12 protein-coding genes are annotated in these 16,088 nt (G+C 40.9%); 6 read left to right on the top strand and 6 right to left on the bottom strand.

Annotated features, from left to right (window positions below; genetic code table 11):
* The 3 genes from VK159_RS12145 to VK159_RS12135 form a co-directional block, all read right to left on the bottom strand.
* On the bottom strand, positions 1 to 1,136 hold a 1,136-nt coding region (locus VK159_RS12145), incomplete at its 3' end, for a pectate lyase (protein ID WP_324230407.1).
* A gap of 60 nt (positions 1,137 to 1,196) precedes the next feature.
* Positions 1,197 to 3,017, bottom strand: a complete 1,821-nt coding sequence (locus VK159_RS12140; protein ID WP_324230406.1) for a RagB/SusD family nutrient uptake outer membrane protein — start codon at positions 3,015 to 3,017, stop codon at positions 1,197 to 1,199.
* Positions 3,018 to 3,034: 17 nt separating this feature from the next.
* Positions 3,035 to 6,232, bottom strand: coding sequence for a TonB-dependent receptor (locus VK159_RS12135; RefSeq protein ID WP_324230405.1), 3,198 nt, complete (start codon positions 6,230 to 6,232; stop codon positions 3,035 to 3,037).
* Between the two features lie 370 nt (positions 6,233 to 6,602).
* On the opposite strand from VK159_RS12135, the gene VK159_RS12130 reads away from it, so the two are divergent.
* Positions 6,603 to 7,634, top strand: coding sequence for a LacI family DNA-binding transcriptional regulator (locus VK159_RS12130; RefSeq protein WP_324230404.1), 1,032 nt, complete (start codon positions 6,603 to 6,605; stop codon positions 7,632 to 7,634).
* 1 nt (position 7,635) lies between these two features.
* Here VK159_RS12130 and VK159_RS12125 read toward each other — a convergent pair whose 3' ends face one another.
* Positions 7,636 to 8,013: a hypothetical protein gene (locus VK159_RS12125; protein WP_324230403.1), complete on the bottom strand. Its 378-nt coding sequence runs from the start codon at positions 8,011 to 8,013 to the stop codon at positions 7,636 to 7,638.
* 210 nt (positions 8,014 to 8,223) lie between these two features.
* Between VK159_RS12125 and VK159_RS12120 the strand changes: the two genes are divergently transcribed.
* Positions 8,224 to 8,568: a single-stranded DNA-binding protein gene (locus tag VK159_RS12120; protein WP_324230402.1), complete on the top strand. Its 345-nt coding sequence runs from the start codon at positions 8,224 to 8,226 to the stop codon at positions 8,566 to 8,568.
* Between the two features lie 84 nt (positions 8,569 to 8,652).
* Positions 8,653 to 11,130 carry a helix-turn-helix domain-containing protein gene (locus tag VK159_RS12115; RefSeq protein WP_324230401.1) on the top strand — a complete coding sequence of 826 codons (2,478 nt, stop codon included), beginning with the start codon at positions 8,653 to 8,655 and terminating at the stop codon, positions 11,128 to 11,130.
* 5 nt (positions 11,131 to 11,135) lie between these two features.
* Here the strand turns inward: VK159_RS12115 and VK159_RS12110 are convergent, their stop codons facing one another.
* Positions 11,136 to 11,459, bottom strand: coding sequence for a hypothetical protein (locus tag VK159_RS12110; RefSeq protein ID WP_324230400.1), 324 nt, complete (start codon positions 11,457 to 11,459; stop codon positions 11,136 to 11,138).
* A gap of 67 nt (positions 11,460 to 11,526) precedes the next feature.
* Here VK159_RS12110 and rpoN point away from each other — a divergent pair, with 67 nt between their 5' ends.
* The gene (gene rpoN / locus VK159_RS12105; protein WP_324230399.1) at positions 11,527 to 13,023 is read left to right on the top strand and encodes an RNA polymerase factor sigma-54; all 1,497 of its coding nucleotides are present in this window, start codon (positions 11,527 to 11,529) and stop codon (positions 13,021 to 13,023) included.
* 2 nt (positions 13,024 to 13,025) lie between these two features.
* Positions 13,026 to 13,706 carry a hypothetical protein gene (locus VK159_RS12100; protein ID WP_324230398.1) on the top strand — a complete coding sequence of 227 codons (681 nt, stop codon included), beginning with the start codon at positions 13,026 to 13,028 and terminating at the stop codon, positions 13,704 to 13,706.
* A gap of 75 nt (positions 13,707 to 13,781) precedes the next feature.
* On the opposite strand, the gene VK159_RS12095 is transcribed toward VK159_RS12100, so the two are convergent.
* On the bottom strand, positions 13,782 to 14,549 hold the full coding sequence (locus VK159_RS12095) for a murein L,D-transpeptidase catalytic domain family protein (protein WP_324230397.1): 768 nt from the start codon (positions 14,547 to 14,549) through the stop codon (positions 13,782 to 13,784).
* A 294-nt stretch (positions 14,550 to 14,843) separates the two neighbouring features.
* On the opposite strand from VK159_RS12095, the gene VK159_RS12090 reads away from it, so the two are divergent.
* Positions 14,844 to 15,995: a cysteine desulfurase family protein gene (locus tag VK159_RS12090; protein WP_324230396.1), complete on the top strand. Its 1,152-nt coding sequence runs from the start codon at positions 14,844 to 14,846 to the stop codon at positions 15,993 to 15,995.
* Positions 15,996 to 16,088 lie beyond the last annotated feature (93 nt).

Here is a 16,088-nt window from a genome sequence, read left to right as displayed (position 1 = left end):
AAAGATGCGCCAACTTGTTTTAAGATCGCTTTGTATGCATCCTCTGCTGTTTGTACAGTAATTGCATCAGTTGGGAAAGCAACAGTTTTGATCACTGTTTTCTTTTCTTCTTCTGTTCCTTTCGGATCAATGTGTACGCCGGCAATATTATTTTTTGTTACATCAGGCGCACCATCAACATAGTTGCCCTCAACATAAAATTGTCCGTAAGGTTGTTTATCAAGTTTCGATGGATTGACGATGCGGTAGCGAATATTTTTATTCGTAACCGGACCATACCTGTAATAATTATTCACCATATTATACGTGCCGCCTTCGCCGCCATATACATTGTTGTTTTGCCAGTTGTAAATAAGATTATTTCTGAAATCAACAAATTCTGCATCGGCACCAAGTCGTGCGCCATTGAAACGTGGGTTACGACTTACACAATGCGCAAACAGATTATGATGAGCAGATAAATGTTGACCACCCCAGATACCACCATAACCATGATGCTCCCAATCTTTATCACCTGTTTCGAAATGATAGGAATAGTTCAATGGTTCAGTGATGATATTCCATTGCAGCGTAGTGCTGTCGCCTTTGTAAACCGAACATACTTCATCGGTACTCCAGCTGAATGAACAATGATCGATGATGATATGCTTTCGACCTGAACTGCTAAACGCATCATCGCCACCACTTCCATCTACCATTCCTTTTTGTCGCTGGTATTTATCGCCCATGCGTACACGGATGTAACGAACGATAATGTTATCGCCTGCTAAACTCACCGGCTGATCGGCAAAGCAAATACCATCACCAGGTGCTGTTTGTCCGGCAATGGTTACATCACCTTTGATAAATAATTTCTTTTCGAGGTGAATGGTTCCTGAAACAGCAAATACAATAATGCGTTTGCCTTTTGCCTCTGCTGCATCACGAAAACTTCCAGCGCCATCATCGTTGAGATTCGTAACGATCAATACTTTGCCGCCCCGGCCACCAGTAGTGTATTTACCATAACCTTCAGCACCCGGGAATGCGATTGCTGCTGTGTTATTGTAGTCAGTTACCTGTTTTGTTTGTGCTTTGCAACTCAGCAAATTCAAAAGGCACATAAGTAAACCGAGTGTAATATTTCTATACTTCATAATTAAAAAAGGCTGCTCCTCTAAGAGCAGCCTTTATGCTTTATTATTTTGAGAAAAGAATCAGTAATTCGGATTTTGTTTTAAAATGCCTTGATATGCTGCAAGTGTTCCCTGATCAAACGGGAATAGTTCACTTTTGCCAGCTGTAAAAAAGCGTGCAAGGCCTTGATATAGTGGCAATCCATCTATTGCACTGTTACTGGTTAAGTGTTGTGCCCAGTCTGTACGTGTCCATCCCGTTGTTGGAGAAGGCACCTGAGTTGGTCGCCAGAAAGGTAAAGCTGTTGCAGGAGCAGTTGGACCTGCATAATATTGAATTTCTTCGCCATTATTTCTCCAGTAAATGTATTGGGGTACATTGTTGTAAGGAGCAGTTCTGGTTCTGATGAGAAGTATTTTATCTCTTGCTTCCTGAATTTTTGCAGCCAGTAAATTCCAACGTAGCAAATCGTATTTACGTACACCTTCATGTCCAAATTCTAGAAAACGCTCATTCACAATGGCATTAAAGAAACCTGCTTTATCTGTTGGCGTTATTCCTATCATTGACAAGTTACCAACGAAGGCACGTTTACGAACTTCTTCAAATGCTGCAATGGCCTCCGGTGTTGGGCCGTTACTAATTTCATTCACAGCTTCAGCATACATCAACAGCACATCAGAAAAACGGATTACCGACCAATTGTATCCAACATTCAGCACTGTACCTGGTAATAAAGGTACACGCCAGTCTCTGCGGTACTTACCTGTGTTGAGTTCACCCAGTCTGCGTTGCGATTTTATATTAGTAGCCGATGTTACCTGGTAATGAGTAATTGTTACATCTCTTCTGGTATCAACTGAATCAAACGCATAAAAGAAGTTGGGTAACATAACAATACCACCGCCACCTGTACCATATCGTGATGCTGCGTTAAGATTTGGACCATCGTAATTACCCATTCTGCTATCGCTGTTGCTGTTGCCGCCACCGGCACCAACTTCAAATAAAATTTCACCGTAAGGGTCGTAGGTAAATGATGTAACCTTACGCCATACGTCGGAATAGCTTGGGTTTAATGTGTGTTGTGTTCTGGCGGCCATTAACTCTTCACATTCTTTTTTTGCAATCTGATAGTAGGTGAGATAATCGGCAGGCCTTTCCATTTGTGCATTGCTGCGCAACGAATAGCCACCACGGAATAATGCAATACGTGCACGCAAAGCCTTGGCAGCTCCTTTGGTGATACGCTCATTTCTTGGAACTTCTGTACGCCAAGGCAACAGATCAATGGCTGTAGCAAGATCAGCAATAATATTATTGTAAGTAGAATCACGGTTTGTTTGCGGTATAAACAAACTAGTTTGTTTATAGGCAGGCACCATTGGTGCAGGCACGTCGCCCCAGTTGCGGATTAATTCAAAGAGGAATTGTGCTCGTAATGTTAATACCTCGCCGTGTAACCTGCGCAGTTCTTTCTTTTCCGCTTCGGTTCCGTTGTTGTATTGATTCATTAATGGAATTTGCTCAATACAAAGATTTGCTTTTTCGAGACCTCTGTATAACTGACGGAAGGGGTTTGCAATTTCAGAATTGGTAAGAAGCAGTTGATAGCGGCCAACTCCACGGCGACCATTATCAATATTACCACTAACAATTCCTTCATCTGTATCATAAGGATAATACATACTGATACGGATGCCGTAACCATTATCTCCCTGTAATTCATCATAAACACCCACCACTGCCGAGTATGCATTTGCAGGATCAGAAAACGCCTGCTCAACACTGTATTGCGAAACAGGTTGAACTTCAGTAAATTTTTTACAGCCTGTAAGTATGCTTATCAGTAGCACACCCGACATTACTTTTATTGCTGATTGGAAAAGTTTATTTGTCATAGCAATCTTTTTTAGAATTAGAAAGTAACATTTACACCTACTACCCATGTTCTTGCTCTTGGATAAGCTGCAAAATCAACACCCGGTGTTAATGGGTCGTTTCTGCGTGCTGTTACATCCGGATCGTAACCAGTGTAGCCGGTAATCGTAGCCAGATTGTTTACAGTACCAAATACACGGAGGGTAGAAATTTTTGCCTTGCCAGTTATTTTGGCAGGAAGTGTATAACCAAACGTTACGTTGTTGATACGTAAATACGACCCATCTTCAATTGCCCATGAATGTAACCACCAGCGTTGTACACGCACCGGGCTCCAGATTTTTGCATTAGCATTTAGTTTACCCAGTGCATCGGGATCGGTAACAACATTACCGTTTGCATCAATATTTGTCCAGCGGTCTTTCATTGTTGAAAGCATATTGAGGTTAAGAAATGCACCATCTGTCCATTCTAATTTATTTGCATTATAAATATCATTGCCAACAACAAAGTTGAAGAAGATACTTAAGTCGAATCCTTTGTATGAAAACTGGTTGTTCCAGCCACCGGTGAATTTTGGATTTGCATTACCAATAACAGTCCGGTCGCCATCGGCTGTAATTGTGCCATCACCATTTAAATCTTTCCATTTAAGCATGCCCGGTTGCGGAGTACCGTAGACACTGTTTAACGCAATACCCGGTTTAATAGTGTAAGTAGCAGTAGTTGAGTTGTAATCGAAATCGCCAATCTTATAAAAACCGTCAGTAACAAATCCATACATCAATCCGGTAGACTCACCTACCCGAACGATATAATCAGGCACGCCATCACTACCCTGCCAACCGGAGTTACGCACAATTTCGGTGAGACCGCCTAAGCTTTCAACTTCATTTTTATTAAATGAGATATTAAAGTTCGACGTCCATGTAAAGTTTCGATTGCTTACAGGTGTGGCATTGATCTGGAATTCCAGGCCCTTGTTTGAGGTTGCACCCACATTCTGTATTTGTGAATTATACCCGGTTGTTGGTGGTATAGCCACATCTAACAATAAATTGTTTGCAGAATTCTTATAGGCATCTATCGAAAGCTGAATGCGGTTGTTCAGGAAAGCAAGATCTAAACCAAGGTTACGGGTGATATTTTTTTCCCAACGAAGATTTGGGTTAGCCAAAGAGGTAGGGGCAAAGCCCGGAACAATTGAATGATTGAATGCATATTGCCCTGTAACACCGTATAGCTGCAGATACAATAAATTACCAATACGGTTATTACCCACAGCACCATAACCGAAACGCAGCTTACCGTCACTTAGCCAGCTGAGTTTATCAAGAAAATTTTCCCTGGAGAAACGCCATGCAACCGAGCCCGAAGGAAACACGAGTGATCCGTTATCAGAGCTGAATTTTGATGAACGATCTGCACGTAGGTTAAAGGTCGCCAGGTACTTATCATTGTATGCATAGCTTACCCTTCCAAACCATGAAAATATTCTGTCGGGTGGATTAATAAAAGATGTTGGCAATGGCTGCTGGGCAGTGGAACCTGAAGGCACAGATCCCAACCCCATATTTGCCAACGCTTTGTCTGCACTTATATCAGCAGGGAAATAACGTGTTTCTACAGAATTCTGGCTTGAACGGCGATCAACGGTTTCCTGACCAGCTAACACGGAAAAATCATGATATTTTTTATAGTTGTTTAAACTGTACTGAAGTGTGTTCGAATTAGTGAGTTGCCAGTTGTCCTGTTTGCCTATTGAAGCTACGGGCAGCGCTGCAAAGTTTCTTGCAGTGGGAGTGATTTTACTGTAAAACAAATCAGTTTGTATTCCTGCATTATCGTAACCTACGGTTGAACGGAAGACGAGATTTTTTGTAAGGTTAATGTTTGCATAACCGGTTAAATAAATTGCATCGGTTGTTTGTTTACGATATTCTGCTTCGGTAAGAATAACAGGGTTGATTGCGCCCGCTGAAGCAATGTAATAGGCTTCATCAAAATCCTCAACACCACCGCCATTAAAAGGTATTTCAAATGGGCGATAATTTATTGTATGTCGTAAACGGTTTGTGGTTCGTGTACCACTGTTGGTGGTACCTGCTCCATTAATTACCTGGTTGAGATAGCGGGTTGTAAATCCTACTTTTACTTTATCGGAAACTTTATGATCAAGTTTAAAGTTTACCAGGTTACGGTCGAATCCAGAGTTTAATTGAATGCCTTCTTCTCTGTTTGCAGTAAGACTCAGATTAAAACTTGTATTCTGGTTGCCGCCGTTAACCGCAACATTATGATTCTGGAATCTTGCCTGGCGGCCGAATACACGCTCTTGCCAGTTAATAGCGTCTATATTTTTATATACACTTAGTGTGTCCCATGTTGTACCATAGGTTTGAGCAAAATTACCGCTGTCCGTTGCGCTGCCACGTGAACGCTCATATTGCCAAAGCACAAACTCATAAGGACTGAGTACATCCACTGTTTTTCCGATTTGACGAAAACCATACTGGCCATTATAGCTTACTGTTGTTTTGCCTGCCTTACCGGCTTTGGTTGTAATAATCACTACACCATTTGCACCACGTGCACCATAAATAGCCGTGGTTGATGCATCTTTCAACACATCAATTGAAGCAATATCCTGTGGTGACAAAACAGATAATGCATTTTCTACCTGCACACCATCTACAATGTATAGCGGACCATTATCTTGTGTAATGGAGCTGCCGCCACGAACACGAATAACAATTTCTGCACCAGGAGCGCCTTCTGAAGCAATAGCCTGTACACCAGCCAAACGGCCTTGTATTGCCTCGGCAGCAGATGAAATAGGAATATCTTTAAGTTGTTTCGCATTTACTGACGATACAGAACCCGTAACATCTTTACGACGAACGGAAGAATAACCTACCACCACTACATCTTCCAACGTACTTACATCTTTTTCAAGACTAATGGATACCTCGGATTTACCATCAACTCTTACAGTTTGAGATTTATAACCGCTGTAACTGATCAATAATGTTACAGTGCCGGTGCCCGGGGCTGCAATGGAGAAAGATCCGGTTGCATCTGTTTGCACTCCTTTTTGTGATCCACTTAATAACACGTTTACACCTTGAAGTGGTGCGCCGGCATCATCCATTACTTTTCCTTTGATTTGGCGGTTTTGGGCAAACAGCAATGTGCCGCACATCAAAAGCAAAAGCAGGAGTAAAGATTGTTTCATACTACGCTTTTTTTAGAATTGATTTTTTACCGGAGCACACAGCCACGGTAAAATGGGTTTAAAATTGAAACTGATTTTTTGAATCGTTAACTAAATGGCTGTTGAATTAGACACGGTCTGGCGACTTATGTTTTAGCAAGCAATTCCGTTCTGTTGTCATAACAAGTCTAGGCACATTTTGAGGATTACTGAAGGGTTTAAAACCTTTTATTTACGCAATCGTTCCCGAGAACGATGCCATTTTTTAAACAACCATCCTGCCCTGTCTGTTTTATCAAAAAAATGATTTGCAACGGGTTATGTATCGAGCCCCGAAGTGGCTCATCATTTCAGGCATGAATAAACTATCTTTAGCCGCAAGATTGTTTATATGAAGTTTGAAGCTGTAACGATAAAAGATATTGCTAAAGCATTGGGTCTTTCCACATCAACTGTATCGAGGGCTTTGCGTGACAGTCACGAGATCAGCGCTGAGACCAAACAACTGGTGCTTGAGTGTGCTGAAAAACTCAATTACCGGCCCAATCCCATTGCATTAAGTTTAAAAGAAAAGCGAAGCAGATCTATAGGTGTTGTAGTGTGTGAAATTGCTAATACCTTTTTTTCACAAGTGATCAATGGTATTGAATCAATTGCTTACGACCGGGGTTATAATGTAATTGTATCGCAAAGCCGTGAGTCGTACGAAAGGGAAGTGATCGATCTCCAGTTCCTTGCATCACGTTCAGTTGATGGGGTGATCATTTCTTTATCTACCGAAACAACTGATCTTACACATATCAAAGCGTTGCATGCACGTGGAATGCCGATCGTTTTGTTCGATCGTATTCATGATGATATTGATACACACAAAGTAATTGTAGATAATTACCGGGGAACCTATGAGGCAACTGAACATCTTATTAAGAACGGATTTAAACGAATTGCTGCATTAGCAGGATCAGAGTTTTTGTCCATTACTGCCGAACGTTTAGCCGGTTACCATGATGCATTGAAAGCGCATAATATTTCATACAGCAAAGAATATGTGCAGCATTGTTTTTATGGCGGGATGGTATTTTCTGAAGTGGAAGAAGCGGTGAACAAGCTGCTTACCTTAAAACAAAAGCCGGATGCCATTATTACCACAAGCGATAAATTAACAACGGGCTGTTTAAAAACGTTGAAGCGTCGTGGATTGGATATTCCAAAAGACATTGCGTTGATCGGCTTTTCTAATTCTGATATTGCTGAGTTGGTTGATCCGCCGTTGACAGTAATTCGTCAACCTGCTGAAGAGATGGGAAGAGCTGCCACTGAATTGTTGTTGCAGCTGGTGGAAAGCAAACGGCCGGTGAAAGAATTTGAAAAACGTGTTCTTACACCTGAGTTACTGATCAGGGGATCGGCAATCAAGCTATAACTTATTCTTCTTTCTTTTTAACGATCAGGAACCAATCATTTTCCAACGGCAGATATCCATAATCGTAACAATAGAAATAGGTCTTGCCTGTTTTTGTAGTGTATAAATGCGTGATGTATTTGAAATGAAAACCCAGTCGTTGGAGTTTGTCTTTATTGGCTTTAGCGGTTTCTTCACCGTCAGGCAAAAGGCCTTCCAATATCTTTCTGTTCTTCAATAATGTATTGTTGATGTTGCGTACAAAACTGCTGTGGCTGCCCTTTGCTTTTTGCTGATTGTTATAACTATTGCGGCAGTAATCATCACAGAATTTCTTATCAACTCTTCCTTTTAATGTTTTACCACAGGCGAGGCAGGTTTTGTTGTCAGATGCAGTCATAGCATAGCTTTTGACCGATAAGATACAATTTATTTATCCGTGTGCAAACGTTTCTACACGTTTAGCTTCGGGAAGAAACGGTTAACTACCGACTATCGTTTTTACAGCAGTGCATCTTTGTGTTGTCAACGGAAAAACAAGTACCGCTGATTGAGATAACAAATTTTTAAACCTCGCCTGTACAAACTACGGGCGGCAAATTTCAAACTTATGTACGCATTAAAAAACAAAGTGCAATTGATCGGTAACCTGGGCAATGCACCTGAAGTAAGAACATTGGAAAGTGGAAAGAAAATGGCACGCTTTAATGTTGCGACCAGTGAAAGCTATCGCAATGCGAAAGGCGAAAAGATCACTGAAACACAATGGCACACCCTTGTAGCCTGGGGCAAGGTGGCGGAGATCGCAGAAAAGTACCTGGTGAAAGGAAAGGAGGTGATGATCGAAGGCAAACTCATCAACCGCAGTTATAACGATAAAGACGGAAATAAGAAATACATCACTGAAGTGCAGGTAAGTGAGATTTTAATGCTGGGCGGAAAAGACATGAATTGATTGAAAGATTGAAGTTATGTTTGATCATTAACTTTGACGGCACGGCAATCGATTACAAGCGTCTTATCTATTAATTTATCATTTATGCAATCTGTGGAACGCAACGAAAGGTTTGAATTAGCGTATCGGTTTGTAACTGAAACGCAGGAAAGCGTGTTCCTCACCGGAAAGGCAGGAACCGGCAAAACAACTTTCCTCAAATATTTGAAAGAACATAGTGCAAAGAATACCATTGTGGCGGCACCAACAGGGGTAGCTGCCATCAACGCAGGAGGTGTTACGTTGCATAGTTTATTTCAATTGCCCTTGCACCCATTGTTACCAACTAGTGCAGGCAAGCAGGAATTACTTTCAAAGATCCGTTACAATAAACAACGTTTGCAGTTGCTCCGCAAAATGGAAGTGCTCATTATTGATGAAGTGAGTATGGTGCGTTGCGATGTAATGGATGCCATCGATACAATTTTGAGAAGCGTTCGTTACCAGCATGATCTTCCTTTTGGAGGTGTACAATTATTATTGATCGGTGACTTGTTTCAATTGCCGCCCGTTGCCCAAAATCATGAATGGGCTGTATTGCAGGAGTATTATAATTCCACTTTCTTTTTCGATAGTAAAGCAATACAGGAACAGATGCCATTGCTGATCGAGTTAACAACCATCTATCGGCAAAAAGAAGAACAGTTTGTTCGACTGCTCAACAAAGTGCGCAACAATCAACTGGATGCCGATGATCTGGAGATATTGAATGAACGTTATCAGCCCGGCTTTCAACCTGATCGTGATGAAACATTTATTACACTTACGTCACACAACAACCAGGCAGAATTAATTAACCGTCAGCAATTGCAACGTTTAACAGCGCCGCCTTATACCTACAAAGCAACCATCGATGGTGAGTTCCCGGAGAACAGTTATCCTGCCGATGCAGAGTTGGTATTAAGAGAAGGTGCACAGGTGATGTTTCTTAAAAATGATACTATCAGTAAACGTTTTTTTAATGGAAAGATCGGTGTGGTGCATTCGTTGACTGATGAAGAAGTAATTGTAAAATGTGGGAATGAGAGTATTCGTGTGCAGAAAGAAACATGGGATCACTCCCGCTACACACTTAATCGTACCGATGGAAAACTGGAGCAGGATGTATTGGGAACATTCGAGCAATATCCATTACGGTTGGCATGGGCCATCACCATTCATAAAAGTCAGGGCTTAACGTTTGAAAAAGTAATGATCGATGCCGGTCTTTCATTCACCAGTGGACAGGTATATGTGGCGTTGAGCCGTTGCACAAGCTTAGAGGGAATTGTATTGTTGTCGAAAATTCAACCCAATGTGATTTTCAGTAATCAGCAGGTTGTTGATGGACAAAAAGCATTGTCGCCAAAAGGTTCTTTGCCGCAGCGGTTTGAAGAGGCAAGAAAAGCTTTCTCCCAACAATTGCTGGAAGAGTTGTTTACATTTCAACAAACAGCATTGGCGTTGAAATTGTTGATGCAGGCTGTAACCAAACATAAATTCGAGTTGAATGAAGGAGCGGAAGAATGGATAGGCAGTATGCAATTTCAATTTCAGCAGGAGCAATCGGTGGCCAGGAAATTTTTACTCCAGATCAATCAATTACTCAAAGAGCAACCTGTGGTTGAAACAAACAGCCAATTGCAGCAACGTGTAAATGATGCAGTGAATTATTTCATTCCACGTTTTGAAGAACTGCAGCAACAGTTAAAACAACATCCGCTTATTACCGAACATAAAACAGCAGCAGATGAAGTGAATGAGCAGTTGAATGCATTGTTTACAACTCTGCATACTGAGATCTATTATTTGAAATCAGGATTGCAACCGTTCTCTATCACTGATCATTTGAGGCATAAGCTTAACCTTGTAACACCTCGTACAAATCTTACCTGTTATGCTGCTAATAAAAAGCAAACTGCTGCCGGTATCAATCAACCCGATCTGTATTTCCGTTTAAAAACCTGGCGTGATCGTATTTGCGATGAACAGAATATGCCCATCTATTTATTGGCTAACAGTAATAGTTTGCAGGAAATCTGTACTTATCTGCCATTCACAAAAGCACATCTTCAATTGCTTTCAGGTTTTGGTAAAGCCAAAGCCGATAAGTATGGTGATGAAATAATTGAGATTGTGATGAGTTATTGCGAAGAGCATGGCCTGGAAACAAATATCGAAGCAAAAAAAGATAGCCCCAAGCGTGAGCGTAAAGAAAAATCAACCCAGCCGAGGGAAGATACAAAATCGGTAACGCTTACATATTATAGTGATGGGAAGAGTATTGCTGAGATAGCAGCATTAAGAAATCTTACAGCAGGAACCATCGAAGGTCATCTTGTAGATCTCATTAAAACAGGTGCGATAAGAGTTGAGCAGCTGATGAATGCCGAAAAACTACAAACAATCTTAAACCGGATCGAGTTGTTTCCCAATCATTCAAATACAGAGCATAAACTTGCCTTGGGCGAAGCCTATAGTTTTGCTGATGTGCGTGCGGTGCAAAATCACCTGCTGTTTATAAAAGAGAACATTATGCAGTAATGATCTTACTGTTTCCCTTCAAGTTTATTTACATAGTCAAGTGAACCGAGGCGCACTCTCAAAGGGATGCCTGTCTTTTGTTCCAGCTTGTATTCGCCAATGCACATAAATCCCCAATGGGCGAAAGGACTACCAAGATTTGTAGAAATTTTTTTTGAATGATTGGTCGATAATGGCTGAAGAAGGTTGTATTTGTTAAAAAGGGAAGAATGAATTATTTGAGCCTTCTCTTTTTTAACTTTCACAGAATCAGCTTGTTGGCCTTTTGCTGCCAGCGAAATCAATAGGAGAATTATCAGCATTCCGCAAAAATTGTTCCAATTTCTCATTCCTGTCTGTTTTTTTAATATTTTAGCGGCTCGCAATTGCATAGTAAAGTATAAATGTATTGAGAAAATGGCACTGAGTCAGGGACTACATCAAAAATTACTGCAAAAGTTATCGCCCCAGCAAATTCAGTTAATGAAGCTGCTGCAGGTACCTACGGCCAATCTGGAAGAACGGATTAAAGAAGAGTTGGAGGAGAACCCGGCATTGGAACAATCAAATGAAGAAAATGATGACCAGGATACGGGGGAAGTAAAAGACGAATTTGATACTTCTGATGAAGAAGAATATGATCTGGATGGCGGCGAAGATGAATACGACAATATCGACATTCATGAATACGTGAACGAAGGGGATGATGATATTGCCGATTACCGCATGCGGGATGATAGCTATGGTGAGCAGGAAGAACATAAAACCACTCCCGTAAAACTTGAAACTAGTTTTTACGAAGTGTTGCTCCAGCAGTTGGGTATGTTGAAGCTGGACAGCAAGCGTCAGGCCATTGCAGAGCAGGTTGTGGGCAGTATTGATGACGATGGTTATCTGCGCCGTGAAAACAGTGCCATTGTAAACGATCTCGCATTCAGACAAAATATTGATGCATCGGAAGCAGAGGTGGAAGAAGTAATTCAGATCATTCAGCATTTCGATCCGCCGGGTATTTGTGCAAGAGATCTGCAGGAATGTTTGCTGATTCAGTTAAGGCACAAGCAAAAAACAAATGCATCGAAGGATATTGAACAAGCCATCACAATACTTGAAAAGTATTTTGACGAGTTTACAAAAAAGCACTACGAAAAAATTCAACGTAGCCTTACATTAGATGATGAGCAATTAAGAGCAATCATTCACCAGATCATTAAGCTAAACCCAAAACCCGGAGGTAATTTTGGATCTGTAAATAAAGCAGAAACATATATTGTTCCTGATTTCTTTATTCTGAATAACGGTGGCAAGCTTGAACTCACATTAAATTCCCGTAACGCACCTGACCTGCGCATCAGTGAAGGTTACCGTGATATGCTGAAGGAATATGATAAGGGCAGCAAAAGAGATAAGCGTCAGAAAGAAGCTGTTCTTTTCATCAAACAAAAAATTGATGCGGCTCGTTGGTTTATTGATGCCATCAAGCAAAGGCAGAACACATTATTGCATACCATGACGGCCATCATGCGCCACCAGGAGGAGTTTTTCCTCACCGGCGATGAAACCAACTTAAAACCAATGATCCTGAAAGACATTGCTGAAAAAACCGGGTTGGATATTTCAACGGTGAGCCGTGTGGCCAACAGTAAATTTGTACAAACAGAATTCGGCACCTATCGTTTGAAATTCTTCTTCAGTGAATCGTTGAGTACAGATAGTGGCGAAGAAGTGTCGACCCGTGAAGTGAAAAAGATCCTCTTTGATATGGTTGATGCTGAAGAAAAGAGAAAACCATTAAGCGATGAACGTTTAACCGAACTCCTTCAGGAAAAAGGCTATAATATTGCACGCAGAACCGTGGCAAAATACAGGGAACAGTTGAATATACCCGTGGCCAGGTTACGAAAACAATTATAAGTATGACGGAACATTTGGTGATTAATGAAGAGGGAAGCTTGGATACAACTCCTGAAAAATATCCGGCTGCGTTGAGAATTCCCGCATTGATCTTTTCTTATTTATTTCACCCGCTTTTTATTATTGGTTGGGTGGTGCTGTATCTATTATATCAAAACAATCATGTGTTTCTTGGTGTTGATCCTGAAACAAGAATCATTTATTTTTTACGGGTGTTTGGTACAAGTATTTTTTTGCCGATCGTAACTGTGTTATTGTTAAAAGGGCTTGGATTTATTCAGTCCATTCAATTGCCTACTCAAAAAGACCGCATTATTCCATACGTTGCGTGTATTACATTTTTCTTCTGGACTTACTATGTATCAAAGCAATTAGGTGACCCCACAGAGTTGCGTGCATTTTTATTAAGCGCATTTGTTGCTTCCTGTGCTTCACTCATCATTAATAATTATATGAAGGTGAGTATGCATGCGCTTGGCGTTGGCGGCATGGTAGCTTTTTTTGTACTTCTGGTTTTCGCAAATAAATTAGATGATGTGTTTTCCTTATTAGCAGCAGTACTTATTGCAGGTGTTACCTGCAGCAGCCGGTTGATAGTAAGTGATCATAAACCTGTCGAAATTTATACCGGTATTATTACCGGCATCGTCATTCAGCTTGCTGCATGGATGATCGTACATTAAAAACCCCGGCAGGAATGCCAGGGCTTTTCATCATCAGGAACTCGAATCTCAATTGGTTAAAAAGATTGAACAGGATTAACTGTTCAGTATTGTTGATTTCGTTTTGTATTCTTCAGTTGGGTGATAAATAAATAAAAGACTTCCGTTTTTAATGCTGTTAATGATAGCCTTTGTTTGTTTTGTTGGAACAGCGGGACAACCAAGGCTTCTGCCTAAGTAACCATTGCTGTTGGCAAACTGGCTTGTTACATAATCTGAGCCATGCAATACAATAGCACGTTCAAACGCATTATCATTAATTCCTTTTTCTAAACCCTGAAGCCGTAATGCATATCCTTTGCCACCATAGTAAGGTTGCATGGTGAGGTAAAAACCAAGGCTGCTCTTATTTGATTCAGGTTTGTTTGAAAATTCAGTTGCATAGATAAGTCCGCTTTTGCGGCCATGTGCAACCAATGTTTGAAAAAGAATCTTTCCTTTTTCCATATCAATTACAAACAAACGCTCTTCAGAAGAGGGCTTTGAGAAATCGGCAATCGTCAACACATCTTTTTTCGACATTTTGCCTTGCTCCAAAAGTTTGTAATAACCTTCATAGGCCAGTTCAAAGGCTTCTTCCTGCAAACCTGCTTGTAAAAGGTGAAGCGTATCGTAAATGCTATCGGCCTTTGCAGCAATCATTTCTTCTGCATTCATTTCAACCCTTGCGGCTTCTTCCACTTCTTTTATATAATGCGTAAGTGTTCCGGCGTCGGGGCTGTTACCGGCAATAGCAATTGGTATTTGTAATGTGATGAACGCTGTAATAGCAATATACAGCAGGTTGGTACGGAATAGTTTCATAGTTAAGTGGTTTAACGGATGTTGGATTTTTAAAAATAATAAAAGTTTTGCTTTCACCAAACTCATAGCCGGTAACGATTTAATGTGAAAAATAGTATCTCAGGCAGCAGAGTTGTTTTGGAACTAAGTGTTTTGTAGTAGAGCCTGTTCGTTGGTGAGAGCAATGCAAAGGTAGGCCGATGCTTTTAGCCAGGATGTTAAAAAAGGGTTTGAATTCGGCAAGAATGTGCCTGCAAGAGCCGCCCAATCATGCGAATGGTTCTATTTATGTTCTAATTTGCAGCTCTTATAAGTATGCAAAACCCCATCTATCTCGATTATAATGCCACAACTCCTTGTGATCCAAGGGTGATGGAAGAAATGCTGCCTTATTTCACCAGCCAATTTGGAAATGCAGCCAGCCGAACACATGCATATGGTTGGGTAGCTGAAGAAGCTGTTGCGATAGGCCGGGAGAGAGTGGCAAGGCTGATAGGGTCTGATCCATCAGAACTGATTTTCACTTCCGGAGCAACTGAAGCTGTTAATCTTGCACTGCGGGGTGTATATGAAACCTATCAATCAAAAGGACATCATATTATTACTTACCAGACGGAGCATAAAGCAGTGTTGGATACCTGTGCTTATTTAGAAAAACAAGGTGCGGTAGTTACTTATCTTCCTGTTGATGAGAATGGATTGCCCGATCCATCTCTGCTTGAAAAAAGTATACAAGCTGATACGATTCTGATTGCAGCGATGTATGCCAATAATGAGACAGGTGTTTTGTTTCCGATAAAAGAATTAGCAGCCATTGCCAAAAAAACCGGCGTGCTATTTTTCAGTGATGCCACGCAGGCAGTAGGAAAAGTTCCCGTTGAAGTGTTGAAAGATGATATTGATCTGTTGGCTTTATCTGCACATAAACTTTATGGTCCGAAAGGAGTGGGTGCTTTGTATGTGCGGAGAAAAAATCCAAGAGTAAAACTAAGTCCACTTTTGTATGGTGGTGGTCATGAAAAAGGTTTGCGTAGCGGAACGTTAAATGTGCCGGGCATTGTTGGGTTAGGTAAAGCTTGTGATATTTGTTTGTCAGATATGCAAACTGATCAAACAAGAATTGAACAACTGCGTGATCAATTGCTGAATGGATTGTTGCAGCTCGGCTGCACCACTCTTAATGGCGACAAAAATTTTTTACTTCCGCATGTGGTAAATGTTTCATTTGATTTTCCTGGTGCGGCACAACTCATCGGCCAGTTGAGTAAACATATTGCTGTATCATCAGGATCAGCATGTACTTCTGCATCAGCAGAACCGTCGCATGTATTAAAAGCAATGGGATTGAAAGATGAACTGGCGATTGGTTCTATACGTTTTAGTTTGGGACGTTTTACAACCGAAGAAGAAATTACTATTGCACTGAATAAGATCAAACAAGTTGTACGGGATATGCAACCTGTTTAATTAACCGTACGATCATTGTTTTTATTTATCCGCTTATTGGTCGCATATCAGATTACAGCGTAAGTTGTTCGGAAAAAAGTAATCCGGATCAAT

This window comes from Lacibacter sp. (assembly GCF_035299325.1).
Lineage (GTDB): Bacteria > Bacteroidota > Bacteroidia > Chitinophagales > Chitinophagaceae > Lacibacter.
Note: the sequence above shows the minus strand (reverse complement) of the source record. Positions and strands in the feature narration are given on the sequence as shown.

Bases quoted from the DNA above. Each gene is read 5' to 3' on its own strand.
- VK159_RS12140 (WP_324230406.1), bottom strand. From the start codon at position 3,017: ATGACAAATAAACTTTTCCAATCAGCAATAAAAGTAATGTCGGGTGTG.
- VK159_RS12135 (WP_324230405.1), bottom strand. From the start codon at position 6,232: ATGAAACAATCTTTACTCCTGCTTTTGCTTTTGATGTGCGGCACATTG.
- VK159_RS12130 (WP_324230404.1), top strand. From the start codon at position 6,603: ATGAAGTTTGAAGCTGTAACGATAAAAGATATTGCTAAAGCATTGGGT.
- VK159_RS12125 (WP_324230403.1), bottom strand. From the start codon at position 8,013: ATGACTGCATCTGACAACAAAACCTGCCTCGCCTGTGGTAAAACATTA.
- VK159_RS12120 (WP_324230402.1), top strand. From the start codon at position 8,224: ATGTACGCATTAAAAAACAAAGTGCAATTGATCGGTAACCTGGGCAAT.
- VK159_RS12115 (WP_324230401.1), top strand. From the start codon at position 8,653: ATGCAATCTGTGGAACGCAACGAAAGGTTTGAATTAGCGTATCGGTTT.
- VK159_RS12110 (WP_324230400.1), bottom strand. From the start codon at position 11,459: ATGAGAAATTGGAACAATTTTTGCGGAATGCTGATAATTCTCCTATTG.
- rpoN (WP_324230399.1), top strand. From the start codon at position 11,527: ATGGCACTGAGTCAGGGACTACATCAAAAATTACTGCAAAAGTTATCG.
- VK159_RS12100 (WP_324230398.1), top strand. From the start codon at position 13,026: ATGACGGAACATTTGGTGATTAATGAAGAGGGAAGCTTGGATACAACT.
- VK159_RS12095 (WP_324230397.1), bottom strand. From the start codon at position 14,549: ATGAAACTATTCCGTACCAACCTGCTGTATATTGCTATTACAGCGTTC.
- VK159_RS12090 (WP_324230396.1), top strand. From the start codon at position 14,844: ATGCAAAACCCCATCTATCTCGATTATAATGCCACAACTCCTTGTGAT.